The sequence below is a fragment of the Burkholderia sp. JKS000303 genome, from assembly GCF_002563755.1.
GTDB classification, from domain to species: Bacteria; Pseudomonadota; Gammaproteobacteria; order Burkholderiales; family Burkholderiaceae; genus Burkholderia; species Burkholderia anthina_B.
On sequence record NZ_PDBZ01000001.1, the window covers coordinates 1,647,089 to 1,673,937 of the forward strand.

A 26,849-nucleotide genomic window follows, 5' to 3' on the forward strand; every position below is an offset into this window, starting at 1 on the left:
GCGACGGCGGCGCGGCGTGTAAAAAGCGGCCCATCATAGAGGGGGGTTGCAACGGCGGCAAGCGCCCGGCGCGGCGGCACGCGCAACGGCGCGAAAAGCCGCCCGGCCGGTGCGCGATTCACGCCTCGACGTTCAGGACGTTGCGCAATTTCGGTGCGTGCGGCGTGCCGGGCACCGCACTCAGGTCGGACAGCATCCGCTCGACGATTGCCGCGTGCGGCAGCACCGTGCCGAAGAAGCGCGCGGTGTTGGCGTCCTCGATCAGGATGGTCGGGAAATTCTCGACGTCCAGATCATCGAGCTGGTCGGCGTGGGTTTCGATGTCGATCCACGCGAAGCAGGCATCGGGATGGGCGTCGGCGAGCTGGTCGAAGGCCGTCCGGTAGTCGCGGCACGTGCCGCACCAGTCGGCGCACAGGCAGGCGACCAGCAGCGTGTCGGGATCGGCGAGGCGCTCGGCGATCCGATCGGCGTCGGTGTCGAGATTCAGCGCGGGCATGGAATTCCTTGGATATCGTCGGCGGCGGGCCGCCCCTATGCCGGGGAATGTAGCACGCCGGACGCAGGCGGGGTGGGCGCCGCATCAAGCCGCGCGAAGCGCCCGCCGGGGACGCTCGCGATGCGGGCGGCCAGTTCGAGCGCGAGCAACGCGCCGTGCAGCACGTCGTCGGGCAGGCCGGTGTGCTCGGCGAGCCATTCGTAAGTAACGGGGCCGTATCCGAGCGCGGTGAGTACCGATCGCTCTGCCGGAGACTCGGGCAGTGTGGTTTCGATTGGTGCGCTCGCCGCTGGATCGGCCGGCGCCGCTTGCGCCGGATGTGCGCTCGCGCGCCGCCCGGCAGTGCCGGATTCATCGCTGGCGCCCGCGATCGCGCCCGAATTCTCGGAGCCTGTCGTGCCGTCGGCGGCGTGAGCCTGAGCCGTCGGCTCACCCAGCCCGTATTCCTCGAGCACGTCGAGCGGCGCCGCGGTGAGCTTCGCGCCGTCGCGGATCAGCGCATGGCAGCCCTGGGCGAGCGGCGCGTGGATCGAGCCGGGCATCGCGAACACGTCGCGGCCGAGCTCGTTCGCGAGCCGCGCGGTGATCAGCGAACCGGAGCGCGGCGCGGCTTCGACGACGAGCACGCCGAGCCCGAGTGCGGCGATCAGCCGGTTGCGCTGCGGGAAATGCGACGCCCGTGCGGGCGTGCCGAGCGGCCATTCCGACACGATCGTGCCGCGTGCGGCGATGGCGTGGGCGAGTGCGCGGTGCCGCGCCGGGTAGACGAGATCGGCGCCCGTTGCAATCACCGCGATCGTGCCCGAGCGACCGTCGAGCCCGCCGCGATGCGCAGCCGCGTCGATGCCGAGCGCGAGGCCGGAAACGATTGGGAGCCCCGCATCGGACAGCGCATGGGCGAAGTACGTCGCGTCGGCGAGCCCTTGCGGCGTGGCGTGGCGGCTGCCGACCACGGCAACGCCGCGGGCGTGCAGCAGGTCGAGCCGGCCCTTTACATATAGCAGCGGCGGCGGATCGTGCAGGTCGCGCAGCCGCGGCGGGTACGCGGGATCGTTGAGCGCGACGATCGTGTTGCCCGGCGCATCGAGCCACGCGAGCGCGGCAGCGGTGCGTGCGTCGAGGTCGTCCCGTTCGCTTGCGCGTACCGCCTGCGCGGCGGCGGCGCTGCTCGCCGCGGCAATGGCGTCGTCGGACGCACGCAGCAGCGCCGTGGGCGTGCCGAATGCATCGAGCAGAATCTGCAGCACGGGCGGCGCGAGGCCCGGCGCATGCGCGAGTTGCAGCCAGGCGCGCAGCGCGGAAGTGGTCAGCGCTTGCGGCGACATGAGGTTCCCCTCGAATGCGACGGCCAGCGAACGGCGTGGCGCCATGATAAAATTTTCATCATCCGAAATACTCGACAGGGCCGCGCGCGCAGGCGTCCGGCCGATTGCAGGAGGCTTGACCCGCGGCATGGATATGCCACGCGTTCGCCTCATCTTCATTGCATCCCGGCGGCGGCGCCAGCCGGCCGGATGGCCGATGCGGCACGCCGCTCCACCGATTACCGAACACCATGGCTTTGCTGAACATTCTTCATTACCCCGACAAGCGGCTGCACAAGGTCGCCAAGCCCGTCGACAAGGTCGACGACCGGATCCGCAAGCTCGTCGCCGACATGGCCGAAACCATGTACGCCGCGCCGGGCATCGGCCTGGCGGCCACCCAGGTCGACGTGCACGAGCGTGTGATCGTGATCGACATCTCCGAGGAGAAGAACGAGCTGCGCGCGTTCATCAATCCCGAGATCGTCTGGTCGAGCGACGCCAAGCAGGTGTACGAAGAAGGCTGCCTGTCGGTGCCGGGCATCTACGACGAAGTCGAGCGTCCCGACCACGTGCGCGTGCGTGCGCTCAACGAGCAGGGCGAGACCTTCGAGCTCGACTGCGAGGGCCTGCTGGCCGTGTGCGTGCAGCACGAGATGGATCACCTGATGGGGCGCGTGTTCGTCGAATACCTGTCGCCGCTGAAGCAGACCCGCATCAAGACGAAGATGAAGAAACTCGAACGCGCGATGTGACGCGTGTTCGCCAAGCCCTCCCGAACGCTGTCATGACCCATACGTTGCGCGTGATTTTTGCCGGCACGCCGGAATTCGCCGCGGCCGCACTTGCCGCGATCCACGAGGCCGGTTTTCCGGTGCCGCTCGTGCTCACCCAGCCCGATCGCCCTGCCGGGCGCGGGATGAAACTGCAGGCGAGCGCGGTGAAGCGCTATGCCGTCGAGCACGGGATGCCCGTCGCGCAGCCGCCGTCGCTGCGCCGCGCGGGCAAGTACCCGCAGGAAGCCGCCGAGGCGATCGGGCTGCTGCGCACGACTCCGCACGACGTGATGGTGGTCGCTGCATACGGGCTGCTGCTGCCGCAGGAAGTGCTCGATATCCCGCGCGCCGGCTGCATCAACATCCATGCGTCGCTGCTGCCGCGCTGGCGCGGCGCCGCGCCGATCCACCGGGCGATCGAGGCCGGCGACGCCGAGACGGGCGTCACGCTGATGCAGATGGATGTCGGCCTCGACACCGGCGCGATGATCGAGGAAGCGCGCATTGCGATCGCCTCCGACGATACGACCGCGACGCTGCACGACCGGCTGGCTGCCGACGGCGCGCGGCTGATCGTCGACGCGCTCGTGCGGCTGGAGCGTGACGGTGCGTTGCCCGCCACGCCGCAGCCGGCCGACGGCGTGACTTACGCGGAGAAGATCGGCAAGCACGAAGCGGCGCTCGACTGGCGCAAGCCGGCCGACGTGCTCGCGCGCCAGGTGCGCGCGTTCGATCCGTTCCCGGGCGGCGTCGCGACGCTCGACGGCGCGGCAATCAAGCTGTGGGCGGCTGAGCCCGTGGCCGCACGCGGCGACGCGGCGCCCGGCACGATCGTCGAAGCCGCGCCGGAAGGCGTGATCGTCGCCTGCGGCAGCGGCGCGCTGCGCGTGACGCAACTGCAGAAGCCGGGCGGCAAGCGGTTGCCCGCGCGCGAATTCCTGGCCGGCTCGCCGCTCGCTGCCGGCCAGCGCTTCACGTTGCCCGACGCGGCCTGAGCGCCATTCGACACGGTGTACCGGCCGCGCACAATCGGCCGGATGGCCGAGTCGCGCGGCGCGGCAGGCGCGCGTAGAATTTCCCTGCGCTTTTCGGTTTTGAGGTTTTCATGCTTGGCATCACCCATTTCGGCTTCTTCGTGCTCGCGGTTTTCCTGCTGAACGTCACGCCCGGCCCGGATACCGCGTATATCGTCGGCCGCAGCGTGGCGCAGGGCCGTGGCGCGGGGCTGATGTCGGCGCTCGGCATCTCGGCCGGTTGCTGCGTGCATGCGCTCGCGTGCGCATTCGGGCTGACCGCGCTGCTCGCGGCGTCGGCCGCCGCGTTCACGGTGATCAAGCTGGTCGGTGCCGCCTACCTGATCTACCTCGGCGTGCGCATGCTCGTCACGAAGCAGGCGGCCGCGCCGGCGAATGCCGATGCACAGGCCACGGCCGCAAAGCCGTTGCGCCAGCTGTTCATGCAGGGTTTCTGGACCAACGTGCTGAATCCGAAGGTCGTGCTGTTCTTCGTGTCGTTCTTCCCGCAGTTCGTGTCGGCCGACAGCCCGCACAAGGCACTGGCGTTCCTGGCTCTCGGGTCGGTGTTCGTCGTGATGAGCACCATCTGGACCAGCGTCGTCGCATGGGTCGCCGGCAGCGTCACGCAGCGCTTTTCCGGCAAGCCGGGCGTCAAGAAATGGCTCGACCGCACGGTCGGCAGTGCGTTCGTCGGCCTTGGCCTGCGACTGGCGGCGTCGCAACGCTGAAATTGAATTTTTCCGGCAAGACCTTATCTAACAAATCGCTTACAATTTCTCGCCGTACCTGTTGATGGACGGCGGTCCCCTGACGGATAAGGAGTGGGTATGTTCAATTGGGTCAAAACGGCGATGCTGATGGCCGGGATCACGGCCCTGTTCATCGTGATCGGCGGCATGATCGGCGGCTCGCGCGGCATGACGATCGCGCTGTTGTTCGCGCTCGGCATGAATTTCTTCTCGTACTGGTTCTCGGACAAGATGGTGCTGCGCATGTACAACGCGCAGGAAGTCGACGAGAACACGGCGCCACAGTTCTACCGGATGGTGCGCGAGTTGGCCACGCGTGCGAACCTGCCGATGCCGCGCGTCTACCTGATCAACGAAGATGCGCCGAACGCATTTGCCACGGGCCGCAACCCCGAGCACGCGGCGGTCGCCGCGACGACGGGCATCCTGCGCGTGCTGTCCGAGCGCGAAATGCGCGGCGTGATGGCGCACGAACTCGCGCACGTGAAGCATCGCGACATCCTGATCTCCACGATCACGGCGACGATGGCGGGCGCAATCTCGGCGCTGGCCAACTTCGCGATGTTCTTCGGCGGTCGCGACGAGAACGGCCGGCCGGCCAACCCGATCGCCGGGATCGCGGTCGCGCTGCTCGCACCGATCGCCGGCGCGCTGATCCAGATGGCGATCTCGCGTGCGCGGGAATTCGAAGCCGATCGCGGCGGCGCGCAGATCTCCGGCGACCCGCAGTCGCTCGCCACCGCGCTCGACAAGATCCATCGCTATGCGGCCGGCATTCCGTTCCAGGCGGCTGAAGCGCATCCGTCCACCGCGCAGATGATGATCATGAATCCGCTGCGCAGCGGCGGCCTGCAGAACCTGTTCTCCACGCACCCGGCCACCGAGGAGCGCATCGCGCGCCTGATGGAGATGGCCCGCACCGGCCGCTTCGACTAAGCCGCGTCGCACTTCACGCATCGCCCCGCACGCCCCGCGCTGCGGGGCGTTTCATTTGCGCGCACCGTAAAGGGGCCGCATGGGCCGCGCGATACAATGCGCGGTTTGGGATCGCGCGGCCACGCGGCCATAGTGGCCTCGCCGCCTGTCGCGCCCCGTTTGCCGATTTTGCTCCGATGACACGAACCCGTTCCTCCGCTCCGTCTACCGCCGGCCGCCCTGCGCGCCTGTCCGCGCTGCACCTCGCGCCCGATTCGCTGGGCTTCGCGCTCGACGCGGCCGCGCAGGCAGTCGATGCGGTGCGGCGCGGCACCGCGCTGCCGGCGGCGCTCGCCGCGGTGTTCGCGCAGATGCCGGCCGGCGCGCAGGCGCTGGCGCGCGGCGCGACGCAGGACGTCGCGTACCGGACGATGCGTCGTCTGGGCAGTGCGGACTGGCTGATCGGCAAGCTCGTCAGCAAGGCGCCGCCCGCGCATGTGCATGCGGTGCTGGCCGGCGCGCTCGCGCTGCTGCTCGATCCGGAGGACACGGCGGCGTATCCGCCGTTCACGATCGTCGACCAGGCCGTGACGGTGATCGGCGGGCGACGCGAATACGTATTCGCGAAGGGGTTGGTCAACGCGGTGCTGCGGCGTTTCCTGCGCGAGCGCGACGCGCTCGTGGCGGCGCTGCAGGGCGATCCGGTCGCGCGCTGGAATTACCGGACCTGGTGGGTCGATGCGGTGAAGCGCGCATGGCCCGACACGTGGCAGGCGATCCTCGAGGCCGGCGAGCGCCAGGGGCCGCTGACGCTGCGCGTGAACGCACGCCGCGCGAGCGTCGACGCGTATCTCGACACGCTGCGCGCCAGCGGGATCGAAGCGACCGCGATCGGCCGCCATGCGGTGCGGCTCGCGTCGGCGCTGCCGGTCGACCGCATTCCGGGGTTCGCCGACGGTGTCGTGTCGGTGCAGGATGCCGGCGCGCAGCTCGCGGCCGAATGGCTCGGTGCGCGCGACGGCATGCGCGTGCTCGACGCGTGCGCGGCACCGGGCGGCAAGACCGGTCATATCCTCGAACTGGCCAACGCGGAGGTCGTCGCGCTGGAAAGCGATGCGACGCGCGCGGCGCGCATCGGCGAGAACCTCGCGCGGCTGTCGCTCACGGCGGACGTGCGCGTCGGCGATGCGGGCGCGCCGCAAGCGTGGTACGACGGCCGCGCGTTCGATCGCATCCTCGCCGACGTGCCGTGCTCGGCGTCCGGCATCGTGCGTCGCCATCCCGATATCCGCTGGCTGCGCCGCGAAGCCGACATCGCGGCGCTCGTCGTGGAACAGCGTCGCATCCTGTCGGCGCTGTGGCCGCTCGTGAAGCCGGGCGGCGAACTACTTTACGTGACCTGTTCGATCTTTCCCGAAGAAGGCGAATTGCAGGCGCGCTGGTTTGAAGCGGCCTGTGAAGATGCGGTACGATTGGACGCGCCCGGCCAACTGCTGCCGGGCGGCGTGCGCGGCGGGGCGGCCGGCGCACTCGACCAGAACACCGATCACGACGGATTTTTCTACGCGCGGTTTCAGAAACGGTGACGATCAAACACCTTTTTCCACTTCGGCTTGCCGCCGTCCTGATGGTCGCGCTGGCGTTGTGCCTGACTGTCGTTCGGCCGGCGCATGCCGAATCGATCGCCGTGCAGCGCGCATCGCTGCAGGCCGACGGGAGCGGCTGGAGTCTCGATGCCCGCTTCGATTTCGAGCTGAATCCGAACCTCGAGGATGCGGTCAACAGGGGCATCCCGGTTTACTTCACGACCGATTTCGAACTGAGCCGCGCGCGCTGGTACTGGTTCGACGAGCAGCCGGTGTCGGTATCGCAGACGATCCGCCTGTCGTTCCAGCCGCTCACGCGCGAATATCGCGTGTCGACGGGCGGGCTGCAGCTCGGTTTCCCGTCGCTGAAGGACGCGCTCGCGGTCGTCCGGCACATCACGTCGTGGCACGTGATCGACCGCAACCAGGTGCGTGCCGGTGAAACCTACACGGCGTCGGTGCGGATGCAGCTCGATACCGCGCTGATGCCGAAACCGTTCCAGGTCGACGCGGTGAACAACCGCGACTGGACGCTCGGGTCGGACTGGAAGCGCTTCAACTTCACGGTGACCGAACGTGCTAAATAAAGTGCGCCGCGCGGCCAGCGGGAAGAGCCTCCTCATTCGCGTGATCGTCTCGACCGTCGCGATCACCGCGCTGCTGCTGCTCGTGCTGCTCGCGGCCGCGAGCGCGAACACCGAATTCTTCGACCGCTACTACTCGTGGCTGTACGCGATGAACATCATCGTCGCGCTCGTGTTCCTGCTGGTGGTGCTCGGGCTGATCGGGATGATCGTCGTGCGACTGAGGAAGGGCAAGTTCGGCACGCGGCTGCTCGCGAAGCTCGCGGTGTTCTTCGCGCTCGTCGGCGTGGTGCCGGGCGGGATCATCTACATCGTGTCGTACCAGTTCGTGTCGCGCAGTATCGAGTCGTGGTTCGACGTGAACGTCGAGACCGCGCTGACGGCCGGCCTGAACCTCGGCCGCGGGATGCTCGACGCGTCGCTGTCCGACCTGCAGACGAAGGCGCGGCTGATGACCGACCAGCTCGCGAGCGTCGATGCGAACACGAACGGCACGACGCTCACGCTGCTGCGCTTGCGCGACCAGTTCGGCGTGCAGGACGCCACCATCGTCGAACCGAGCCGCGGCGGCTCGGGCGCCGCGCCCGACCTGCACATCGTCGCGCAGGCGTCGGGCAATTTCGCCGCGCTGATTCCGGACGACCTGCCGACCTCGCTGATGCTGAGCCAGGCGCGCGAACACGGCGTGTACGCGGCGATCGAAGGTGAAGTCGACGGCGACCCGCAGGCGCACGGCGCGAAGGGGGCGTTGCGGCTGCGCGTCGTGCGGCCGATTCCCGACGCGACGACGTCGCTGCTGCAGCCGGCCGAGCGGTTCCTGCAGCTCACGCAACCGGTGCCGCCAACGCTCGCGCATAACGCGGACGCGGTGCAGCGCGCGTATCGCGAGTACCAGGAGAAATCGCTCGGCCGCACTGGGCTGCGCAAGATGTACATCGGCACGCTGACGCTCGCGCTGTTCCTCGCGACCTTCATCGCGATGATGCTCGCGCTCGCGCTCGGCCAGCAGCTCGCACGGCCGCTGTTCCTGCTCGCGCAGGGCACCAAGGAGATCACGGAAGGCGACTACACGCCGAAGCGCGAAATCAAGACGCGCGACGAGCTCGGCTTCCTCACGCAGTCGTTCAACGCGATGACGCGCCAGCTGTCCGAGGCGCGGCTCGCGGTCGAGAAGAACCGGGTCGCGCTCGAGCATTCGAAGACGTATCTCGAGAGCATCCTCGCGAACCTGACGGCCGGCGTGTTCGTGCTCGATCGCCAGTTCCGGCTGACGACGGCCAACCGCGGCGCCGAGCGCATCTTCCGGCAGCCGTTCAACTCGATGATCGGCACGGCGCTCGACCGGATCGGCGTCGTGGCGGAATTCGGCGCGATGGTGCGCAAGGCGTTCGCCGATCGCGAGGCGGCATCCGACGGCGGCAGCGGCGATCGCGGTCACTGGCAGCAGCAGTTCGCGGTCGAGGTGCCCGGCGAAGCCGATCCGCTGACGCTGCTCGTGCGCGGCACGCGGCTCGTATCGACGGTCGAGGGCGAGGCCGACGATCCGCAGACGTCCGGCTACGTCGTCGTGTTCGACGACATCTCCGACGTGATTTCCGCGCAGCGTTCGGTCGCGTGGGGCGAAGTTGCGCGCAGGCTCGCGCACGAGATCAAGAACCCGCTGACGCCGATCCAGCTGTCGGCCGAGCGATTGCAGATGAAGCTGTCCGACAAGCTCGCGCCGCACGACGCGGACGTGCTCAAGCGCGGCGCGACGATGATCGTCAACCAGGTGGCCGCGATGAAGCGAATGGTCGACGACTTCCGCGAGTACGCGCGCACGCCGCCGGCGGTGCTGTCGAACCTGCAGTTGAACGAACTGGCGAGCGAGGTGCTCGGACTGTATGGCGTCGGCGAAGGCAAGAGCGCGATCACCGCCGAGCTTGCGGCGTCGCTACCGGTGATTCGCGGCGACGCGACGCAACTGCGCCAGGTGATTCACAACCTGCTGCAGAACGCGCAGGATTCGGTCGCGGAAGTCGCGCATCCGCGTGTGTTGATCGAAACCAAGACAGTAGAATATGGCGATCCCGACGCCGAGGGCAAAACGCGCGTCGCGGTACGTCTTACCGTGTCCGACAACGGGCCCGGTTTTCCGGCACGCATCCTGACGCGCGCGTTCGAGCCTTACGTCACGACGAAGGCGAAGGGCACGGGGCTCGGGTTGGCCACGGTCAAGAAAATCGTCGATGAGCACGGCGCGCGGATCGATCTGCGCAATCGCATGCACGGCGAGACCGTCGAGGGTGCGCAGGTGTCGATTCTGTTCCTGCAGATGGCGAGCGATACGCCAGGCGCCGAACCGGGCGCGCAGGGCAGGGCGGCTCCGGCCAAGACAAAAGCAAGTGTGCAGACAAAGGCAGCGTAAATGGCAACCATCCTGGTGGTAGATGATGAAATGGGCATCCGGGAATTGCTCTCGGAGATCCTCAGCGATGAAGGGCATGTCGTCGAGGCGGCGGAGAACGCGCAGGCCGCGCGGGAGTACCGTCTGAATCAGGCGCCTGATCTCGTGCTGCTCGATATCTGGATGCCCGATACCGACGGCGTCACGCTGCTCAAGGAATGGGCGGCACAGGGCCTGTTGACGATGCCGGTGATCATGATGTCCGGGCACGCGACGATCGACACGGCCGTCGAAGCGACGAAGATCGGCGCACTCGATTTCCTCGAGAAGCCGATCGCGCTGCAGAAGCTGCTGAAGTCCGTCGAGCACGGTCTCGCGCGCGGCGCGGCACCCGTGTCCGTCAACGCGGCGTTGAAGGCCGGCGCCGGCCAGGCTGCGGGCCCGGCAGCGGTGGCGTCCGCGGCGGCGTTGCCGACGCTCGGCGACGACATGGTCGCGGCACTCGGCCTTGCGGGCCAGACGGCCGCGATTCCGTTCGACATCCCGTTGCGCGAAGCACGCGACGCGTTCGAGCGCGCGTACTTCGAGTATCACCTCGCGCGCGAGAACGGCAGCATGACGCGCGTCGCGGAGAAGACCGGCCTCGAGCGCACGCACCTGTATCGCAAGCTCAAACAGCTCGGCGTCGAGCTCGGCAAGAAGCCGTCGGAAGGCGCCGTATAAAATATTTTGCCAAAACACTTGCACAAGTGAGTCAGGCTGGATATACTTTCTCTTCTTCGTTGGCCCGGTAGCTCAGTTGGTAGAGCAGCGGATTGAAAATCCGCGTGTCGATGGTTCGATTCCGTCCCAGGCCACCAGCAGTTCCAACCCCAAGAATCGGAAGGTTCTTGGGGTTTTTCGTTTGTGGTGGGTATTGCGTGTTGTCGGAGGCATGCCCGGCAGCATTTTCGGGGGCGTGATAAAATCCGTGCCCGCTCAATGACTTAGCGCATCGCTTCATGCGCACGGCATGGCTGCCCGCAGGCGCTGCCGTGACGCGCGGCAACGATGCCGCGCGATGGGCGGTATAAGCGCTCCGCCGCGTTCGCGGCCGACCGCGCTGCCTATACTGGTCGAGCCGGCGCAGGCCGGCACGCGTCGGGCCGCCCGGCGGCAGCCGGCCCCTGGGGCGCAGCGCGACGCGAGCCTACACATTCACGGAGTATCACGGTGATTCGGACAGACGCTAAAGACGGCGCGCTCGTGTTGTTTTCCGGCGGGCAGGACTCGGCCACGTGTGTGGCCTGGGCCCTGGAACGCTACCAGACGGTCGAGACGCTCGGCTTCGATTACGGCCAGCGCCATCGCGTCGAACTCGAATGTCGCGAAGGCATGCGCGAAGCGCTGAAGCGTCAGTTCCCCGCATGGTCGGACCGGCTCGGCGACGATCACATGATCGACCTGTCGGTGCTCGGCGCGATCAGCGATACCGCGATGACGCGCACGATCGAGATCGAGACCACGGCGAACGGCTTGCCGAACACGTTCGTGCCGGGCCGCAACCTGCTGTTCATGACGATCGCCGCGGCGATCGCCTATCGCCGCGGGTTGCGCGTGCTGGTCGGCGGGATGTGCGAGACCGATTTCTCGGGCTACCCGGACTGCCGCGACGACACGATGAAGGCGCTGCAGGTCGCGCTGAACCTCGGGATGGACACGCGCGTCGTGCTCGAGACGCCGCTGATGTGGCTCGACAAGGCGCAGACCTGGCAGCTCGCCGAGCAGCTCGGCGGCGAGGCGCTCGTCGAGCTGATCCGCGTCGAGACGCACACGTGCTACGTGGGCGAGCGCGCGGAACTGCACGACTGGGGCTTCGGCTGCGGCGCATGCCCGGCCTGCAAGCTGCGCAAGCGCGGCTACGAGGCTTACCTGAAGGGCGAGCGGGTGACCGAAGCGCCGCTGTGACGCACATGCGCCGGCAGCGCTTCATGGATAACCGATTCTGATCGACAACGAGCGGCGCGAGCCGGACGAAGCACGATGACTTACGCGGTCAAGGAAATTTTCTACACGTTGCAGGGCGAGGGCGCGAACGCCGGCCGTCCGGCCGTGTTCTGCCGGTTCGCCGGCTGCAATCTGTGGTCGGGCCGCGAAGAAGATCGTGCGGACGCCGTGTGCCGCTTCTGCGATACCGACTTCGTCGGCACGGACGGCGAGAACGGCGGCAAATTCAAGGATGCCGAAGCGCTCGTCGCGACGATCGCCGGCCTGTGGCCGGACGGCGAAGCGCATCGCTTCGTCGTCTGCACCGGCGGTGAGCCGATGCTGCAGCTCGACCAGCCGCTCGTCGACGCGCTGCATGCGGCCGGCTTCGAGATCGCGATCGAGACCAACGGCTCGCTGCCGGTGCTCGAGACGATCGACTGGATCTGCGTGAGCCCGAAGGCCGACGCGACGCTCGTCGTCACGAAGGGCAACGAACTGAAGGTCGTGATTCCGCAGGACAACCAGCGGCTCGCCGACTACGCGAAGCTCGATTTCGAGTATTTTCTGGTGCAGCCGATGGACGGTCCGTCGCGCGACATCAACACGAAGCTTGCGATCGACTGGTGCAAGCGGCATCCGCAGTGGCGGCTGTCGATGCAGACCCACAAATATCTGAACATTCCCTGAGCCACGGCTTTTGACATCGTGCTGATTACCCGAAAACTCGAATTCGACGCGGGCCACCGCATTCCCGATCACCGCAGCCAGTGCAGGAACCTGCACGGCCATCGCTACGTGCTCGAAGTCACGCTGCGCGGCGATCTCGTCGATACCGAGGGGGCGCCCGACCGCGGCATGGTGATGGATTTCGCCGACGTGAAGGCGCTCGCGGTCGAGCACCTCGTCAACAAGTGGGACCACGCGTTCCTGGTCTACGCGCGCGACGAAGTCGTGCGCTCGTTCCTCGAGCAGATGGCCGACCACAAGACCGTCGTGATCGACCGGATCCCGACCGTCGAGAACCTCGCGGCGATCGCGTTCGACATCCTCGCGAACGTGTACGACGCGCACTACGGCGTGAACCTGCGCCTGGAGCGCGTGCGCCTGTACGAAACGCCGAACTGCTGGGCCGACGTCGAGCGCGAACCGGCTCGCTGATCCCGCAGCGCCGGCCCGCGCATTCGTGCGGCGGCCGGTCGGCGGTTGCCCGCGAGGCGGCGCCCGATCGGGCCCGCTTCACGCGTCTTCCCACATTCGGCCCGACGGCGCGCTATGATCGTTGCGTGGCGCCCGTCCGTCGCGCGCCGCGATCGGGCACTGCCGCCCGGCTGTCTTCCTTGTTGCCTGTTTCGTTCGATTGCCTGTCCGCCAGGAGGCCGTATCGATGAGCACGCTCACCAATTCCCTCAAGCAACGTCTGCATGACGGCGACGAGCCGCTGTACGGCCTGTGGCTGTCGCTTGGCTGCGACTCGGCCGCGGAAGCGCTCGCGCACGCCGGCTACGACTGGCTCTGCATCGACATGGAGCATGCGCCGAACGACAGTCGCGACGTCGCATCGCAACTGCGTGCGCTGGCCGCCGCGCATCTGCCGAGCGAGCCCGTCGTGCGCGTGCCGGGGCGCGAGCCGTGGCTCGTGAAGCGCGCGCTCGACGCCGGCGCGCGCACGCTGATGTTTCCTTGTATCGAAACGCCCGACGACGCCGCGCATGCGGTGCGGCTCACCCGTTTCCCGTCGCCCGATTCCCCGAACGGGCTGCGCGGCGTTGCCGGGATGGTGCGCGCGGCGGCATTCGGGATGCGCCGCGATTACCTGCAGACGGCGAACGCGCAGGTTGCGGTGATCGCACAGATCGAATCGGCACGCGGCGTCGACGAAGTCGAGCGGATCGCCGCGACGCCCGGCGTCGACTGCCTGTTCATCGGGCCGGCCGATCTCGCGGCGAGCCTCGGGCATCTCGGCGACAGCCGCCATCCGGACGTCGAAACCGCGATGGCGCGGGTGCTCGCGGCCGGCAAGCAGGCCGGCGTCGCGGTCGGCATCTTCGCGGGCGATACGGCGAGCGCGCGCCAGTACCGCGAGGCCGGCTACCGGATGATCACGCTGTCGGCCGACGTGACGTGGCTGCTGCGCGCGACGCGGCAGGCGCTGCAGGAGGTGCGATCGTGAATGCCGGCGATGGCGCAGGCGGCCGGCGTGCGGCCGGTGCGATCGCTGCGCACGGGCGGATCGGCATGCTGCTCGGGCTGTGGGCCGTGTGCATCGCCGCGGCCGCGCAGAATGCGCCGCGCGCGCAGCCGGATCCGGCGCACGAGACGCAATCGGCCGTCGCTGACTACAACGCCGGCGACTATCGCGCGGCGCTGGTGCAATTCCACGACGCGGCGGAGCGTGGCGACCGGCTCGCGCAGTTCAATTACGCGATGATGCTGATCACCGGCGTCGGCGTGACCGCGAACGTCGAGGAAGGGCTGCGCTGGCTCAAGCGCGCGGCCGACGCGAACATGTCGCACGCGCAGTACGTGTACGGGCGGATGTTCGACGACGGCGAGTTCGTCGCGCGCAATCCGGTCGAAGCGCACCGCTGGTTCCTGCGGGCGGCGAAGCAGGGGCATGTGCAGGCCGAGCTGTCGCTCGCGAACCAGTTCCTCGACGGGCGCGGCACGCCGCGCGACAACCGGCAGGCGTTCGCGTGGTACAAGCTCGCGGCGGATGCCGGCGAGCCGACCGCGCAGTACGTGACTGCGTCGTTCTACGAGCGCGGCGGCGACGGCGTCACGCAGAACCTGAACATCGCGCGCGCGTATTACGCGGCGGCGGCCGCGCAGGGCGACGAGACGGCCGAGCTGAAATTCAGGGAGCTGAGCGCGCGGCTGAAGACGCCGGGACCGGCATCGGGCGCCGCCGCGGACCACGAGAGCCCGCGCGCGCCGCCGCAATGAGCGCGCGCCGTGAGCGCGTTCGGTTTCGATCTGCCCAACGAAAAACGGCGCTCGGGGCGCCGTTTTTTCATTGCTGCGACAGCAGGCGGCCGGGTGCCGCGCCGCGTCGTCAGGTCTTCATCAGCCGCCGTTGTCGTCCGACGCTCATGATCATCCCGATCGCGATGCCGAGCGTCGTGAGCGCGGTGCCGCCGTAGCTCATGAACGGCAACGGCACGCCGACGACGGGCAGCACGCCGCTCACCATCCCGATATTGACGAACGCATAGACGAAGAACGCGAGCGTGAGCGAACCCGCGAGCAAGCGGCCGAACAGCGTCGCGCCCTGCGCGGCGATATAGAGTCCGCGCGCGATCAATGCCATGTACAACGTGAGCAGTACGAGGCCGCCGGCGAGTCCCCATTCTTCCGAAAACACCGCGAAGATGAAGTCGGTGTGCTTCTCCGGAATGAACTCGAGGTGCGCCTGCGTGCCCTTCAGGTAGCCCTTGCCGAGCACACCGCCCGAGCCGATTGCGATCACGGCCTGGATCGTGTGGAAGCCCTTGCCGAGCGGGTCGGAGGTCGGGTCGAGCAGCGTGCACACGCGGTGCTTCTGGTAGTCGTGCATCAGCGGCCACTGCACGTCGGGCTGGCAGATGCGCTGCTCGAACACGGCGATCGAGCCGACCGCGATCACGCCCGCGATCAGCACCGGCACGATCAGCTTGAACGACAGGCCCGCCAGATAGATCACGAAGAAGCCGGCCGCGAACACGAGCAGGCCCGTGCCGAGGTCGGGCTGTTTCGCGATCAGGGCGACCGGCACCAGCAGGATCCCGAACGCGACGACGAAGTCGTACCAGCGCACCCCGCCTTCTCGGCGTTGGTAGTACCACGCGAGCATCAGCGGGGTCGCGATCTTGAGGATTTCGGACGGCTGGATCACGACGCCGACGTTCAGCCAGCGCTTCGCGCCCTTCTTGGTCATCCCGAACAGCGCGACGGCGATCAGTAGCGCGACCCCGAACGTATAGAGCGGGACCGCGAAGCGCATCAGCGTCGTGGGCGGGATGTTGGCGATCACCCACATCAGCACGAACGTCAGCATGATGTTGCGCAGCTGGTCCTCGACGCGGCCCGGCATGTCGATCGCCGCGCTGTACAGCGTGACGATGCCCACGCACAGCAGCAGGAACACGATGAGGGCGAGCGGGCGGTCGAAGCCCGCGAACATCTGCTTGATCTTGTCGAGCCAGGCGCGCTTGTCGAATTGCATGCCTTTCTCCGTTAATGAGCGGTGCCGGCGGTCGCCGCTTTCGCGGTAGCCGTCGCACGGTAGTTGTCGTCGCGCGGCGCGGTGGCAGCCGGCTGCGCGTCGCTGGCGGGCCGGTGCGGCCGATGCGGGCGCCGGATCGGCGGCAGGCTCGCGGCCATCGGCGCGGCGGCGCTGGCGTCGGCCGGCTGCGCGGCGCTCGCCGCGCCGGGCGCCGATGCGGCGTCCGCCGAGCTGGCCGAGTTCGGCGGGACCGGCTGCGGCAGCGCGGTGAAGCCGGCCGCGACGACGGCGGGCTTCGATGCGTCGCCGATCACCGGCGCGTTCACCGGCTCGGTCGCCGAGGCGGCGGCGGCCACGGCGGCCGACTCGTTCTGCGGGTTCTGGCGGTCGACGAGGTAGAAGTCGAGCACGCGGCGTGCGATCGGGCCCGCGGCCTGCGCACCCCAGCCGCCGTTCTCGACGACCAGCGCCACGGCGATCTTCGGATGGTCGACCGGTGCATACGCGATGAACAGCGCGTGGTCGCGCAGGTGTTCGGCGAGCAGGTGGCCCTTGTAGTTCGCGCCCTGCAGCGAGAACACCTGCGCGGTACCGGTCTTGCCGGCCGCCAGGTACTGCGCGCCGCGGAACACCTTGTACGCGGTGCCCGACGGGTTTTCGACCACGTTCTCCATCCCGCGCTTCACGACGTCGATGTCGGACTGCTTGAGCGGGATCACTTCGCTTTCCTTCGGCACGGTCATGCGACGCGCGCGCGTGATCGGATCCTCGATCTCCTTCACGAGGTGCGGCTTCATCACGATCCCGTTGTTCGCGAGCGTCGCGGTCGCATGCGCGAGCTGCAGGATCGTGAACGAGTTGTAGCCCTGGCCGATCCCGAGGCTGATCGTTTCGCCGTCGAACCACTTCTGCTGTGCGGGCTTCTTGAACGCCTTCTTCTTCCAGTCGGTCGACGGCAGGATCCCGCGCGCCTCGCCCTGGATGTCGATCCCGGTGATCTGGCCGAAGCCGAACGGCTTCATGAAGTTCGCGATGGCGTTCACGCCGAGGTCGCGCGCGAGCATGTAGAAGTAGGTGTCGTTCGACACCATGATCGCCTTGTTCATGTCGACCCAGCCCTGGCCCGAGCGCACGTCGTTGCGGAACGTGTGGCCGCCGAACGTGAAGTAGCCGGGATCCTGGAAACCCCAGCCCGGCGTGCGCTTGCCGAGCGTCAGGCCGGCCAGCGCCATGAACGGCTTGTAGGTCGAGCCGGGCGGGTAGGTGCCGTGCAGCGGGCGGTTCAGGAGCGGCTTGTCGGGCGAGTTGTTCAACTCGTCCCAGGTCTGCTGGTCGATGCCGTCGACGAACGAGTTCGGGTCGAAGCTCGGCGACGACACGAACGCGAGCACGTCGCCCGTGGCCGGTTCGATCGCGACGAGCGCGCCGCGCTTGCCGGCGAACGCCTGTTCGGCGACCTGCTGCAGCCCGATGTCGAGCGACAGCACGAGGTTGTTGCCGGGCGTCGCCTGCGTGCGCGACAGCGTGCGCACCGGCCGGCCGCCGGCCGTCACCTCGACTTCCTCGAAGCCCGTCAGGCCATGCAGCTCGGTCTCGTAGCTCTGTTCGACACCGATCTTGCCGATGTAGTCGGTGCCCTTGTAGTTGTTCGCGTCGCGACGCGGATCGTAATTTTCCTGATCGCTGTCGTTGTCGTCGCTCATCGCGTCGATGCGATCCTGATCGCGCTTCGAGATCCGGCCGATGTAGCCGATCACGTGCGCGGCCGTCATGCCGAGCGGGTATTGGCGGAACAGCCGCGCGCGCACGTCGACGCCGGGGAAGCGGAAGCGCTGCGCGGTGAAGCGCGCGACTTCCGCGTCGGTCAGGCGCGTGCGGATCGGCAGGCTCTCGAAGTTCTTCGAGTCTTCCTGCAGCTTCTTGAAGCGACGGCGGTCGCGCGCGTCGATCGGGATGATCTCGGACAGTTTGTCGATTGTGTTATCGAGCGTGTCGTCGAGCTTCGACGGCGTGATTTCGAGCGTATACGCCGAATAGTTTTTCGCGAGGATCACGCCATTGCGGTCGGTGATGATCCCGCGGTTCGGCACGATCGGCGCGACCGAGATGCGGTTTTCCTCGGCCTGCAGCGCGTATTTGCCGTGCTGGAACAGCTGCAGGTAGAAGAAACGGCTCGCGAGCAGCCCGAAGCAGACGAACACGAACACGCCCGCCGCCGCGACGCGCAGGCGGAACCTCGAGAGCTGTTGCTGGGTGTCGTTGAATTCGGTCATGCGGTTACGTTCGATCTGGCCCGTGCGCGGCGAGCGGGCGCGGGCGAGGGGCGGCCCCGGCGCACGGCGCGCGGCAGGCTGGGGGGCGGCGGGTATTCAAGGTCGGTCTCGGCGGCGCGGCTCAGATGGGGCGCGTATCGTCCGGATCGACCGGGCGGCGTTGCGGCATCAGCAGCAGATGGCTTGCGATCGGCCACAGCGCGGCCTCGACGAAGCCGTCCACCAGGTAGCGCCAGCCGGGGAACGCGGCACCCATCACGAGGCGGATCACGAACGGTACGAGCTGCGCGACCACGAGCAACGGCGTCACGTACAGCACCTGCACGCCGATCGGCATCCACAGCACGCGCCGGTGGATCGTGATCGCGCCGTACGACAGCAGCGTATAGGCGAGCGCATGCTCGCCGAGCAGCCCCGCGTCATGCACGTCCATGAGGATGCCGAGCGCGAACGCGACACCCATGCCGACCTTGCGCGGCTGGTGAATGTTCCAGAACAGCAGCACGAGCGCGACGAAATCGGGCACGCCGGGCAGGCGGCCCCACGGCATCAGGTTCAGCAGGAACGCGGCGGCGAGGCTGAAGACGATGAAGTACGGGTTGACCGGCTGCAGGATGTATTGCGGGCGGTTCATCGCTGGGCTCCTGAGTGCCCGGCCGCGGGCTTCGCGGGCGCGGCGGCGGGCTTGGCCGGAGCGGCAGGCGCAGCCGCCGCGGGTTTCGCACCGGGCGCGGCCGCGGCGGCCGGCTTCGCGTTTGCGTCGGCCTTCTCGTTCTTCGCGGCGGACTTCGCGCCCTTCTTGGCGCCCTTCGCGTTCTTGTCGGCGGCTGGATCGGGATCGACCGGGCGCGGCGGGACGTCGTTCTGGTAATGCAGCACGAGCATCTGGCGCGCACCGCGCACGGCGGCGATCGGCGCGCAGGTCACGCGGGCGAATGCGGTATCGGCGAGCTTGTCGACGCGCACGACCTTCGCGACCGGCAGGCCCGGCGGGTAGACGCCGTCGAGGCCGCTCGTGACGAGTTCGTCGCCCACGAGGAGGTCGGCGCTGGTCGGCACGAAGCGCAGGTCGAGCGAGTCGCCCTTCGGCGTGCCGTAGATCACGCTGCGCAGGCCGGTGCGCAGCACCTGCACGGGAATCGCGAGATCGCGGTCGGTGATCAGCGTGACTTCGGCCTGCAGCGGGAACACGCGGGTGATCTGGCCGATCACGCCGTCCTCGCTGACGACCGGCGAGCCGTCCTGGATGCCCTGTTGGGAGCCCTGTCCGATCACGATCTTCTGCGTGAACGGGTCGCTGGTGTCGTACTGGATCTCGACCGGCGTCGATTGCGTCGCGATGTGCTGGCGCAGCTCGAGCACCGCGCGCAGGTGCTCGTTCTCCTGCGCGAGCACGGCGGCCTGGTTGGCCTGCGTCGACAACTGCAGGTTGCGCTTGCGCAGCGCGTCGTTCTCGTGGCGCAGGGATGCGCCCGTGACCGCGATGTCGGCCGCGCCCATGAACAGGTCGCGCGGCACGAGCGCCGCGCGCTGCAGCGGGTACAGCACGGTGCCCAGCACGCCGCGGACGATTTCGAGCGTGCTGAAGCGCGCGTCCGACACGAGGAGCGCGATGGCGAGGGCGACGAAGAAGATGAGCCGCGCGAGCGCGGGCGGACCTTGCTTGAAGAGGGGCGGCGGACTGTATTCCATGGTCGGCGCCGGGCGCGTGGCGATCGGTTAAATAATGCTCAGACGCGCAAACGGCGTGGCGGTTCGTTCTGAACGAGCGATCCGGCCACGCCGCGGGTGCGTCATATCAAACGGGACTGCTTAGGCGATCACTCGTACGAGAAGATGCTGCCCAGCTTGTCCATGCGCTCGAGCGCCATGCCCGAGCCGCGCACGACGCACGTGAGCGGGTCTTCGGCGACGAGCACCGGCAGGCCGGTTTCTTCCGCGAGCAGGCGATCGAGGTCGCGCAGTAGTGCGCCGCCACCCGTCAGCATCATCCCGCGCTCGGCGATGTCGGCGCCGAGTTCCGGCGGCGTCTGCTCGAGGGCGATCTTCACCGACGACACGATCTGGTTCAGCGGGTCGGTCAGTGCTTCGAGAATTTCGTTGCTGGAGATCGTGAAGCTGCGCGGAATGCCTTCCGACAGGTTGCGGCCCTTCACTTCCATTTCCTTGACTTCGGAGCCCGGGAACGCGGAGCCGATTTCCTTCTTGATCGCTTCGGCGGTTTGTTCGCCGATCAGCATCCCGTAGTTGCGGCGGATGTAGTTGACGATCGCTTCGTCGAACTTGTCGCCGCCGACGCGCACCGAGCCCTTGTACACGATGCCGCCGAGCGAGATCACGCCGACTTCGGTCGTGCCGCCGCCGATGTCGACGACCATCGAGCCGGTGGCTTCCGACACCGGCAGGCCCGCGCCGATCGCGGCCGCCATCGGCTCCTCGATCAGGTAGACCTGCGAGGCGCCGGCGCCGTGCGCGGCTTCCTTGATCGCGCGGCGCTCGACCTGGGTCGAGCCGCACGGCACGCAGATGATGATGCGCGGCGACGGCGAGAACATGCGCGATTCGTGCGCCGTCTTGATGAACTGCTTGATCATCTGCTCGGTGACGGTGAAGTCGGCGATCACGCCGTCCTTCATCGGGCGGATCGCCTCGATGTTGCCCGGCACCTTGCCGAGCATCTGCTTGGCTTCCTTGCCGACCGCCTGGATCGTCTTCTTGCCGTTGGGGCCGCCTTCCTGGCGGATCGACACGACGGACGGCTCATCGAGGACGATGCCCTTGCCGCGCATGTAGATCAGGGTGTTTGCGGTGCCGAGGTCGATCGCGAGATCGTTGGAGAAGTAGCTGCGCAAAAAACCGAACATTCAGAATCCTGTTTCGCTCTGGGCCGGCCCTGCATAGCGAGCGCTGAGGGCGGCAGCGGAAAAAATAACAGCCTCGGGAAGCGTGGCGGAAGCGGCCGCCGCGGCGCACGAAGCTGCGAGTGATGTCTACCGGTGGCGCACGAAGCACGCACGACTTGCCGAAGCGGGGCGAAACGGTGCGGGAAAAGGCTGCCGGGTTTGGGTCGAACGCGTAATGATACCTTATAATTTCACGGTATTTGAATCGAAACGGTTGGTATTTTTGCCGCTTCGGCCCCGATTTTTGAGGGTGGGATCGCACCCTCCAACCCCCCGCCGCAGTGCTGTTTTTGATGCGCTGCGCAGTCTTGTTTTTCCGGTGATCGCATGGCCCTGACCCTGACCGATGTGAAACGCATCGCGCACCTGGCGCGACTCGAAATGGCCGACGCCGACGCCGAGCATACGCTCGTCCAGCTCAACGAGTTCTTCGGCCTCGTCGAGCGGATGCAGGCGGTCGACACCGCCGGCATCGCGCCGCTCGCCCACCCGATCGAACAGATCCAGGAAGTCGCGCAACGCCTGCGCGACGACGCCGTGACGGAAGTCGTCAATCGCGACGACAACCAGCGTCCGGCGCCGGCCGTCCAGGACGGCCTCTATCTCGTGCCGAAGGTGATCGAGTAAGCATTCGCTGACAAGCGCGCCGGCCCAGCGCCGCACGCGACCCAGAATTCCCAGGAAAACCACTCAATGCACGCAAAAAGCCTGACCGAACTGCGCGCCGCGCTCGCCGCCAAGGAATGCTCGGCCGTCGAGCTCGCGCAGCTCTACCTGAAACGGATCGACGCGGCTCGCGACCTGAACGCGTTCGTCCATGTCGACGCCGATCTGACCCTCGCACAGGCGAAGGCCGCCGACGCCGAACTCGCGCGCGGCGCGGGCGGCGCGCTGACCGGCCTGCCGATCGCGCACAAGGACGTGTTCGTCACGCGCGGCTGGCGCTCGACCGCCGGCTCGAAGATGCTCGCGAACTACGAGAGCCCGTTCGACGCGACCGTCGTCGCCCGCCTGCAGGCGGCTGGCATGGTCACGCTCGGCAAGACCAACATGGACGAGTTCGCGATGGGCTCGTCCAACGAGAACTCGGCGTTCGGCGCGGTGAAGAACCCGTGGGACACCCGCGCGGTGCCGGGTGGCAGCTCGGGCGGCAGCTCGGCCGCCGTCGCCGCACGTCTCGCGCCGGCCGCGACCGGCACCGACACCGGCGGCTCGATCCGCCAGCCCGCGTCGTTCGCGGGCGTGACGGGCATCAAGCCGACCTACGGCCGCGTGTCGCGCTACGGGATGATCGCGTTTGCGTCGTCGCTCGACCAGGGCGGCCCGATGGCGCAGAGCGCGTCGGACTGCGCGCTGCTGCTGAACGGGATGGCCGGCTTCGACGAGCGCGACTCGACGAGCCTCGAGCGCGACGACGAGGATTTCACGCGCCACCTCGGCCAGCCGTGGGCGGCCGGCAACGACGCGGGCAAGCCGCTCGCGGGCCTGCGCATCGGCCTGCCGAACGAGTATTTCGGCGACGGCCTGGCCGACGACGTGCGCGCAGCGATCGACGCGGCGCTCAAGCAATATGAAGCGCTCGGCGCGACGCTCGTGCCCGTGTCGCTGCCGAAGACGGAGCTGTCGATCCCCGTGTACTACGTGATCGCACCGGCGGAAGCCTCGTCGAACCTGTCGCGCTTCGACGGCGTGCGCTTCGGCCATCGCGCCGCACAGTACGGCGACCTGCTCGACATGTACAAGAAGTCGCGCGCCGAAGGCTTCGGGCCCGAAGTGAAGCGCCGGATTCTCGTCGGCGCCTACGTGCTGTCGCACGGCTACTACGACGCGTACTACCTGCAGGCGCAGAAGATCCGCCGCATCATCGCGAACGATTTCCAGGAAGCGTTCAAGTCCTGTGACGTGATCATGGGCCCGGCGTCGCCGACGGTCGCATGGGATCTCGGCGCGAAGGGCGACGACCCGGTGCAGATGTATCTCGCGGATATCTACACGCTGTCGGTGAGTCTCGCGGGCCTGCCCGGCATGAGCGTGCCGTGCGGCTTCGGCGCCGGCGCGAACGCGCAGCGCCCGGTCGGTCTGCAGATCATCGGCAACTATTTCAACGAAGCCCGGATGCTGCAGGTCGCCGACGCGTTCCAGCGCGCGACCGACTGGCACAAGCAAGTTCCGGCAGGGGTGTAAGCACATGGCTACTCAGTGGGAAGTCGTTATCGGTCTCGAGACGCACGCGCAACTGTCGACCGTCTCGAAGATTTTCTCCGGCGCATCGACGCAGTTCGGCGCGGAGCCGAACACGCAGGCCTGCCCGGTCGATCTGGCGCTGCCGGGCGTGCTGCCGGTGCTGAACCGCGGCGCGGTCGAGCGCGCGATCCGCTTCGGTCTCGCGATCGGCTCGACCATCGCGCCGCGCAGCATCTTCGCGCGCAAGAATTATTTCTACCCCGATCTGCCGAAGGGCTATCAGATCAGCCAGTACGAGATTCCGGTCGTGCAGGGCGGTCAGATCACGATCCAGGTGCCCGCCAGCGAAAAGGCCGGCAAGGACGCGTACGAGAAGACCGTCAACCTCACCCGCGCGCACCTCGAGGAAGATGCGGGCAAGTCGCTGCATGAAGACTTCGCCGGGATGACGGGGATCGACCTGAACCGCGCGGGCACGCCGCTGCTCGAGATCGTCACCGAGCCGGAAATGCGCAGCGCGGCCGAGGCCGTGGCCTATGCGAAGGCGCTGCATGCGCTCGTCGTGTGGCTCGGCATCTGCGACGGCAACATGCAGGAAGGCTCGTTCCGTTGCGACGCGAACGTGTCGGTGCGCCCGGTCGGCCAGGAGAAGTTCGGCACGCGTGCCGAGATCAAGAACCTGAACTCGTTCCGGTTCCTCGAGGAAGCGATCAACTACGAAGTCCGTCGCCAGATCGAGCTGATCGAGGACGGCGGCGAAGTCGTGCAGGAAACGCGCCTTTACGATCCGGACAAGCGCGAGACGCGTTCGATGCGCAGCAAGGAAGACGCGCACGACTACCGCTACTTCCCCGATCCCGACCTGATGCCGCTCGTGATCGGCCAGGACTGGGTCGAGCGCGTGCAGGCCGGGATGCCCGAGCTGCCGGCCGCGATGCAGCAGCGCTTCGTCGAGCAATATGGCGTGTCCGCGTACGACGCGGGCGTGCTGACGTCGAGCAAGGCGATGGCCGCGTACTTCGAGGCGGTGGTCGCGAAGGCCGGCGCCGCGAACGCGAAGATCGCCGCGAACTGGCTGATGGGCGACGTGTCGTCGCAACTGAACCGCGACGGCATCGAGATCGACGCGATTCCGGTGTCGGCCGCCCAGCTCGCGCTGGTGCTGCAGCGCATCGCCGACGGCACGATCTCGAACAAGATCGCGAAGGAAATCTTCGCGACGATCTGGGACGAGAAGGCGGACGACGAAGGTGCGGCCGACCGCATCATCGACGCGAAGGGGCTGAAGCAGATCTCCGACACCGGCGCGCTGGAAGCGATCATCGACGAGGTGCTCGCGGCGAATGCGAAGTCGGTCGAGGAATTCCGCGCGGGCAAGGAAAAGGCGTTCAACGCGCTGATCGGCCAGGCCATGAAGGCGACGAAGGGCAAGGCCAATCCGCAGCAGGTCAACGAGCTGCTGAAGAAGAAGCTCGGCTGAACATGGCCGTGCGCCTGAACCGCGCCTGACGACGGGCCGCCGCCGAACCTGTTCGGGGCGGCCCGTCGCTTTGGTGCATGCGTTATCGTGTGCACGTGTGCACCACACCGTCCAACGGAGGAACGAATGGCGAAACAACCATCGCTCGACGATTTCCGCGTGCCGTACAGCACGCGCGAGAAGGAAGCTGCCGCATTCAAGCTCGATGGGTTCGATCCGGGCGCGAAGCCGTTCTCGTCGGGTTCGAAGGACGCCGACCGCGAACGGCTCACCGCCGTGTCGACGGCGCTCGACGTGCAGCAGGAGCGCTTGCACACGCAACAGAAGAAGCGCGTGCTGCTCGTGCTGCAGGGGATGGACACCAGCGGCAAGGACGGCACCGTGCGCGCGGTGTTCCGCGACGTCGATCCGCTCGGCCTGCGCATCGTGCCGTTCAAGGCGCCCACGCCGATCGAGGCCGCGCACGACTTCCTGTGGCGCGTGCATGCGCAGGTGCCGGCCGCGGGCGAACTCGCGATCTTCAACCGCAGCCACTACGAAGACGTGCTCGTGCCGCGCGTGCTCGATCTCATCGACGACAAGGAATGCGAGCGCCGCTACCGGCAGATTCGCGATTTCGAGACGATGCTGGCCGAGAACGGCACGACGATCGTCAAGTGCTTCCTGCACATCTCGAAGGACGAGCAACGCGAGCGGCTGCAGGCGCGCATCGACGATCCGACCAAGCACTGGAAATTCGACATCTCCGATCTCGACGCGCGCAAGCACTGGGATGCATACCAGTCGGCATACCGCGACGCGCTCGCCGCGACGTCGGCCGAGCATGCGCCGTGGTACGTGATTCCGGCGAACTCGAAGACACACCGCAACGTGATGATCGCCGAGCTGCTGCTGCGCACGATGACCGACATGAAGCTCGAATTCCCGCCGCCGAAGCCGGAGCTCGACGGTGTGAAGATCCGCTAGGCTGCGATCCCGTCAAACACATCGAACTGAACTGAACTGAACAACGGAACCCGACATGATGCGAGTGATTACCGCCAACCTGAACGGCATCCGCTCCGCCGCGAAGAAGGGCTTCTTCGAATGGCTCGGCGAGCAGAACGCCGACTGCGTGTGCGTGCAGGAAATCAAGGTGTCGGCCGACGACCTGCCGGCCGAATTCGTCGAGCCGCACGGCTTCAAGAGCTATTTCCACCACGCCGAGAAGAAGGGCTACAGCGGCGCGGGCGTGTACAGTCGCCACGAGCCCGATGACGTGATCATCGGCTTCGGCAGCAGCGAATTCGATGCCGAGGGGCGTTACGTCGAGGCGCGCTACGGCAAGCTGTCGGTCGTGTCGGTGTACGTGCCGTCCGGCTCGAGCGGCGAAGAGCGCCAGCAGGCGAAGTACCGCTTCATGGACGAGTTCATGCCGCACCTGGCCGAGCTGAAGAAAAAGCGCGAGGTGATCCTGTGCGGCGACGTGAACATCGTCCACAAGGAGATCGACATCAAGAACTGGAAGAGCAACCAGAAGAACTCGGGCTGCCTGCCGGAAGAGCGCGCGTGGCTCACGCAGCTGTTCGACGACGTCGGTTACGTCGACGTGTTCCGCACGCTCGATCCGCGTGCCGAGCAGTACACGTGGTGGAGCAACCGCGGCCAGGCCTATGCGAAGAACGTCGGGTGGCGGATCGATTACCAGATCGCGACGCCGGGCGTGGCCGGCACCGCCAAGAGCACGTCGATCTTCAAGGACATCAAGTTCAGCGATCACGCGCCGCTGACGATCGATTACGACTACAAGAAGTGATGTTTTCCGCCGTGCATCGTGCGCGGCGGCGCGGTATGTGTTCGATCGCAGCTTGCCCCGGTGTATCGGGGGAAACTTCATATTGACTCGCGGGCGGCATCTCGCCCAGTTGCAGTCGTCTCGGTTCGCCGGACACGGGTGCTTCATCACATGTGGCCGTTCGGCGGGCATTTCTCCCATGCGCCACGAAGTTACTTCAGGCGCTTGGCGTACATTTCATCAAATTTTCG

Annotated in this window: 25 protein-coding genes and 1 tRNA gene; 19 read left to right on the plus strand and 7 right to left on the minus strand. The window is 67.4% G+C overall.

Annotation, left to right across the window (positions count from 1 at the left end):
* Window positions 1-118: 118 nt before the first annotated feature.
* Both BX604_RS07945 and dprA read right to left on the minus strand, forming a co-directional pair.
* Window positions 119-499, minus strand: coding sequence for a thioredoxin family protein (locus BX604_RS07945; RefSeq protein ID WP_098550269.1), 381 nt, complete (start codon window positions 497-499; stop codon window positions 119-121).
* Between the two features lie 35 nt (window positions 500-534).
* Window positions 535-1,869: a DNA-processing protein DprA gene (gene dprA / locus BX604_RS07950; protein WP_257146285.1), complete on the minus strand. Its 1,335-nt coding sequence runs from the start codon at window positions 1,867-1,869 to the stop codon at window positions 535-537.
* 185 nt (window positions 1,870-2,054) lie between these two features.
* Here dprA and def point away from each other — a divergent pair, with 185 nt between their 5' ends.
* The 14 genes from def (at window position 2,055) to BX604_RS08020 (ending at window position 14,726) form a co-directional block, all read left to right on the plus strand.
* On the plus strand, window positions 2,055-2,558 hold the full coding sequence (gene def, locus BX604_RS07955; RefSeq protein ID WP_098550271.1) for a peptide deformylase: 504 nt from the start codon (window positions 2,055-2,057) through the stop codon (window positions 2,556-2,558).
* A gap of 32 nt (window positions 2,559-2,590) precedes the next feature.
* Entirely contained in the window at window positions 2,591-3,574 is a 984-nt protein-coding gene (gene fmt / locus BX604_RS07960) for a methionyl-tRNA formyltransferase (RefSeq protein ID WP_098550272.1), read from the plus strand.
* Between the two features lie 110 nt (window positions 3,575-3,684).
* Entirely contained in the window at window positions 3,685-4,323 is a 639-nt protein-coding gene (locus BX604_RS07965; protein WP_098550273.1) for a LysE family translocator, read from the plus strand.
* 99 nt (window positions 4,324-4,422) lie between these two features.
* Entirely contained in the window at window positions 4,423-5,280 is an 858-nt protein-coding gene (gene htpX, locus BX604_RS07970; RefSeq protein WP_098550274.1) for a zinc metalloprotease HtpX, read from the plus strand.
* Window positions 5,281-5,456: 176 nt separating this feature from the next.
* Entirely contained in the window at window positions 5,457-6,845 is a 1,389-nt protein-coding gene (gene rsmB / locus BX604_RS07975) for a 16S rRNA (cytosine(967)-C(5))-methyltransferase RsmB (RefSeq protein ID WP_098550275.1), read from the plus strand.
* Window positions 6,842-7,432 carry a DUF4390 domain-containing protein gene (locus tag BX604_RS07980; protein WP_098550276.1) on the plus strand — a complete coding sequence of 197 codons (591 nt, stop codon included), beginning with the start codon at window positions 6,842-6,844 and terminating at the stop codon, window positions 7,430-7,432. Before rsmB ends, BX604_RS07980 begins: the two co-directional genes overlap by 4 nt.
* The gene (esaS, locus tag BX604_RS07985) at window positions 7,422-9,836 is read left to right on the plus strand and encodes a sensor histidine kinase EsaS (RefSeq protein ID WP_098550277.1); all 2,415 of its coding nucleotides are present in this window, start codon (window positions 7,422-7,424) and stop codon (window positions 9,834-9,836) included. The genes BX604_RS07980 and esaS overlap by 11 nt, the downstream gene beginning before the upstream one ends.
* Complete coding sequence (gene esaR, locus BX604_RS07990) at window positions 9,837-10,538, plus strand: response regulator transcription factor EsaR (protein WP_098550278.1); 702 nt, start codon at window positions 9,837-9,839, stop codon at window positions 10,536-10,538.
* 61 nt (window positions 10,539-10,599) lie between these two features.
* A tRNA-Phe gene (locus BX604_RS07995) sits at window positions 10,600-10,675 on the plus strand.
* 352 nt (window positions 10,676-11,027) lie between these two features.
* On the plus strand, window positions 11,028-11,762 hold the full coding sequence (gene queC / locus BX604_RS08000) for a 7-cyano-7-deazaguanine synthase QueC (protein ID WP_098550279.1): 735 nt from the start codon (window positions 11,028-11,030) through the stop codon (window positions 11,760-11,762).
* A gap of 75 nt (window positions 11,763-11,837) precedes the next feature.
* Window positions 11,838-12,470: a 7-carboxy-7-deazaguanine synthase gene (queE, locus tag BX604_RS08005; RefSeq protein ID WP_098550280.1), complete on the plus strand. Its 633-nt coding sequence runs from the start codon at window positions 11,838-11,840 to the stop codon at window positions 12,468-12,470.
* Between the two features lie 18 nt (window positions 12,471-12,488).
* Window positions 12,489-12,941, plus strand: coding sequence for a 6-carboxytetrahydropterin synthase QueD (gene queD / locus BX604_RS08010; protein WP_098550281.1), 453 nt, complete (start codon window positions 12,489-12,491; stop codon window positions 12,939-12,941).
* Window positions 12,942-13,167: 226 nt separating this feature from the next.
* On the plus strand, window positions 13,168-13,953 hold the full coding sequence (locus BX604_RS08015; protein WP_098550282.1) for an HpcH/HpaI aldolase family protein: 786 nt from the start codon (window positions 13,168-13,170) through the stop codon (window positions 13,951-13,953).
* Complete coding sequence (locus tag BX604_RS08020; protein WP_175802534.1) at window positions 13,950-14,726, plus strand: tetratricopeptide repeat protein; 777 nt, start codon at window positions 13,950-13,952, stop codon at window positions 14,724-14,726. The genes BX604_RS08015 and BX604_RS08020 overlap by 4 nt, the downstream gene beginning before the upstream one ends.
* Before the next feature lie 109 nt (window positions 14,727-14,835).
* Here the strand turns inward: BX604_RS08020 and rodA are convergent, their stop codons facing one another.
* The 5 genes from rodA to BX604_RS08045 form a co-directional block, all read right to left on the minus strand.
* The gene (rodA, locus tag BX604_RS08025) at window positions 14,836-15,984 is read right to left on the minus strand and encodes a rod shape-determining protein RodA (RefSeq protein WP_098550283.1); all 1,149 of its coding nucleotides are present in this window, start codon (window positions 15,982-15,984) and stop codon (window positions 14,836-14,838) included.
* An 11-nt stretch (window positions 15,985-15,995) separates the two neighbouring features.
* Window positions 15,996-18,257: a penicillin-binding protein 2 gene (gene mrdA, locus BX604_RS08030; RefSeq protein ID WP_098550284.1), complete on the minus strand. Its 2,262-nt coding sequence runs from the start codon at window positions 18,255-18,257 to the stop codon at window positions 15,996-15,998.
* 121 nt (window positions 18,258-18,378) lie between these two features.
* Window positions 18,379-18,891, minus strand: a complete 513-nt coding sequence (gene mreD / locus BX604_RS08035) for a rod shape-determining protein MreD (RefSeq protein ID WP_009687274.1) — start codon at window positions 18,889-18,891, stop codon at window positions 18,379-18,381.
* On the minus strand, window positions 18,888-19,949 hold the full coding sequence (mreC, locus tag BX604_RS08040; protein WP_098550285.1) for a rod shape-determining protein MreC: 1,062 nt from the start codon (window positions 19,947-19,949) through the stop codon (window positions 18,888-18,890). The genes mreD and mreC overlap by 4 nt, the downstream gene beginning before the upstream one ends.
* A gap of 128 nt (window positions 19,950-20,077) precedes the next feature.
* Entirely contained in the window at window positions 20,078-21,121 is a 1,044-nt protein-coding gene (locus BX604_RS08045; protein WP_004189550.1) for a rod shape-determining protein, read from the minus strand.
* Between the two features lie 366 nt (window positions 21,122-21,487).
* Between BX604_RS08045 and gatC the strand changes: the two genes are divergently transcribed.
* The 5 genes from gatC (at window position 21,488) to BX604_RS08070 (ending at window position 26,619) form a co-directional block, all read left to right on the plus strand.
* The gene (gene gatC, locus BX604_RS08050) at window positions 21,488-21,787 is read left to right on the plus strand and encodes an Asp-tRNA(Asn)/Glu-tRNA(Gln) amidotransferase subunit GatC (protein ID WP_098550286.1); all 300 of its coding nucleotides are present in this window, start codon (window positions 21,488-21,490) and stop codon (window positions 21,785-21,787) included.
* 66 nt (window positions 21,788-21,853) lie between these two features.
* Window positions 21,854-23,344, plus strand: a complete 1,491-nt coding sequence (gene gatA / locus BX604_RS08055) for an Asp-tRNA(Asn)/Glu-tRNA(Gln) amidotransferase subunit GatA (protein WP_098550287.1) — start codon at window positions 21,854-21,856, stop codon at window positions 23,342-23,344.
* Between the two features lie 4 nt (window positions 23,345-23,348).
* Window positions 23,349-24,824, plus strand: coding sequence for an Asp-tRNA(Asn)/Glu-tRNA(Gln) amidotransferase subunit GatB (gatB, locus tag BX604_RS08060; protein ID WP_098550288.1), 1,476 nt, complete (start codon window positions 23,349-23,351; stop codon window positions 24,822-24,824).
* A 126-nt stretch (window positions 24,825-24,950) separates the two neighbouring features.
* Window positions 24,951-25,790 carry a polyphosphate kinase 2 family protein gene (locus tag BX604_RS08065; protein ID WP_098550289.1) on the plus strand — a complete coding sequence of 280 codons (840 nt, stop codon included), beginning with the start codon at window positions 24,951-24,953 and terminating at the stop codon, window positions 25,788-25,790.
* A 55-nt stretch (window positions 25,791-25,845) separates the two neighbouring features.
* Window positions 25,846-26,619, plus strand: a complete 774-nt coding sequence (locus tag BX604_RS08070) for an exodeoxyribonuclease III (RefSeq protein ID WP_098550290.1) — start codon at window positions 25,846-25,848, stop codon at window positions 26,617-26,619.
* Window positions 26,620-26,849 lie beyond the last annotated feature (230 nt).

Excerpts from the sequence above, each read along its gene's own strand:
- BX604_RS07965 (WP_098550273.1), top strand. The coding sequence starts at position 3,685 with ATGCTTGGCATCACCCATTTCGGCTTCTTCGTGCTCGCGGTTTTCCTG.
- BX604_RS08045 (WP_004189550.1), bottom strand. The coding sequence starts at position 21,121 with ATGTTCGGTTTTTTGCGCAGCTACTTCTCCAACGATCTCGCGATCGAC.
- BX604_RS07945 (WP_098550269.1), bottom strand. The coding sequence starts at position 499 with ATGCCCGCGCTGAATCTCGACACCGACGCCGATCGGATCGCCGAGCGC.
- BX604_RS08065 (WP_098550289.1), top strand. The coding sequence starts at position 24,951 with ATGGCGAAACAACCATCGCTCGACGATTTCCGCGTGCCGTACAGCACG.
- dprA (WP_257146285.1), bottom strand. The coding sequence starts at position 1,869 with ATGGCGCCACGCCGTTCGCTGGCCGTCGCATTCGAGGGGAACCTCATG.
- gatB (WP_098550288.1), top strand. The coding sequence starts at position 23,349 with ATGGCTACTCAGTGGGAAGTCGTTATCGGTCTCGAGACGCACGCGCAA.
- fmt (WP_098550272.1), top strand. The coding sequence starts at position 2,591 with ATGACCCATACGTTGCGCGTGATTTTTGCCGGCACGCCGGAATTCGCC.
- gatC (WP_098550286.1), top strand. The coding sequence starts at position 21,488 with ATGGCCCTGACCCTGACCGATGTGAAACGCATCGCGCACCTGGCGCGA.
- rsmB (WP_098550275.1), top strand. The coding sequence starts at position 5,457 with ATGACACGAACCCGTTCCTCCGCTCCGTCTACCGCCGGCCGCCCTGCG.
- BX604_RS08070 (WP_098550290.1), top strand. The coding sequence starts at position 25,846 with ATGATGCGAGTGATTACCGCCAACCTGAACGGCATCCGCTCCGCCGCG.
- mreC (WP_098550285.1), bottom strand. The coding sequence starts at position 19,949 with ATGGAATACAGTCCGCCGCCCCTCTTCAAGCAAGGTCCGCCCGCGCTC.
- gatA (WP_098550287.1), top strand. The coding sequence starts at position 21,854 with ATGCACGCAAAAAGCCTGACCGAACTGCGCGCCGCGCTCGCCGCCAAG.
- mrdA (WP_098550284.1), bottom strand. The coding sequence starts at position 18,257 with ATGACCGAATTCAACGACACCCAGCAACAGCTCTCGAGGTTCCGCCTG.
- BX604_RS08015 (WP_098550282.1), top strand. The coding sequence starts at position 13,168 with ATGAGCACGCTCACCAATTCCCTCAAGCAACGTCTGCATGACGGCGAC.
- htpX (WP_098550274.1), top strand. The coding sequence starts at position 4,423 with ATGTTCAATTGGGTCAAAACGGCGATGCTGATGGCCGGGATCACGGCC.
- def (WP_098550271.1), top strand. The coding sequence starts at position 2,055 with ATGGCTTTGCTGAACATTCTTCATTACCCCGACAAGCGGCTGCACAAG.
- esaR (WP_098550278.1), top strand. The coding sequence starts at position 9,837 with ATGGCAACCATCCTGGTGGTAGATGATGAAATGGGCATCCGGGAATTG.
- rodA (WP_098550283.1), bottom strand. The coding sequence starts at position 15,984 with ATGCAATTCGACAAGCGCGCCTGGCTCGACAAGATCAAGCAGATGTTC.
- mreD (WP_009687274.1), bottom strand. The coding sequence starts at position 18,891 with ATGAACCGCCCGCAATACATCCTGCAGCCGGTCAACCCGTACTTCATC.
- queE (WP_098550280.1), top strand. The coding sequence starts at position 11,838 with ATGACTTACGCGGTCAAGGAAATTTTCTACACGTTGCAGGGCGAGGGC.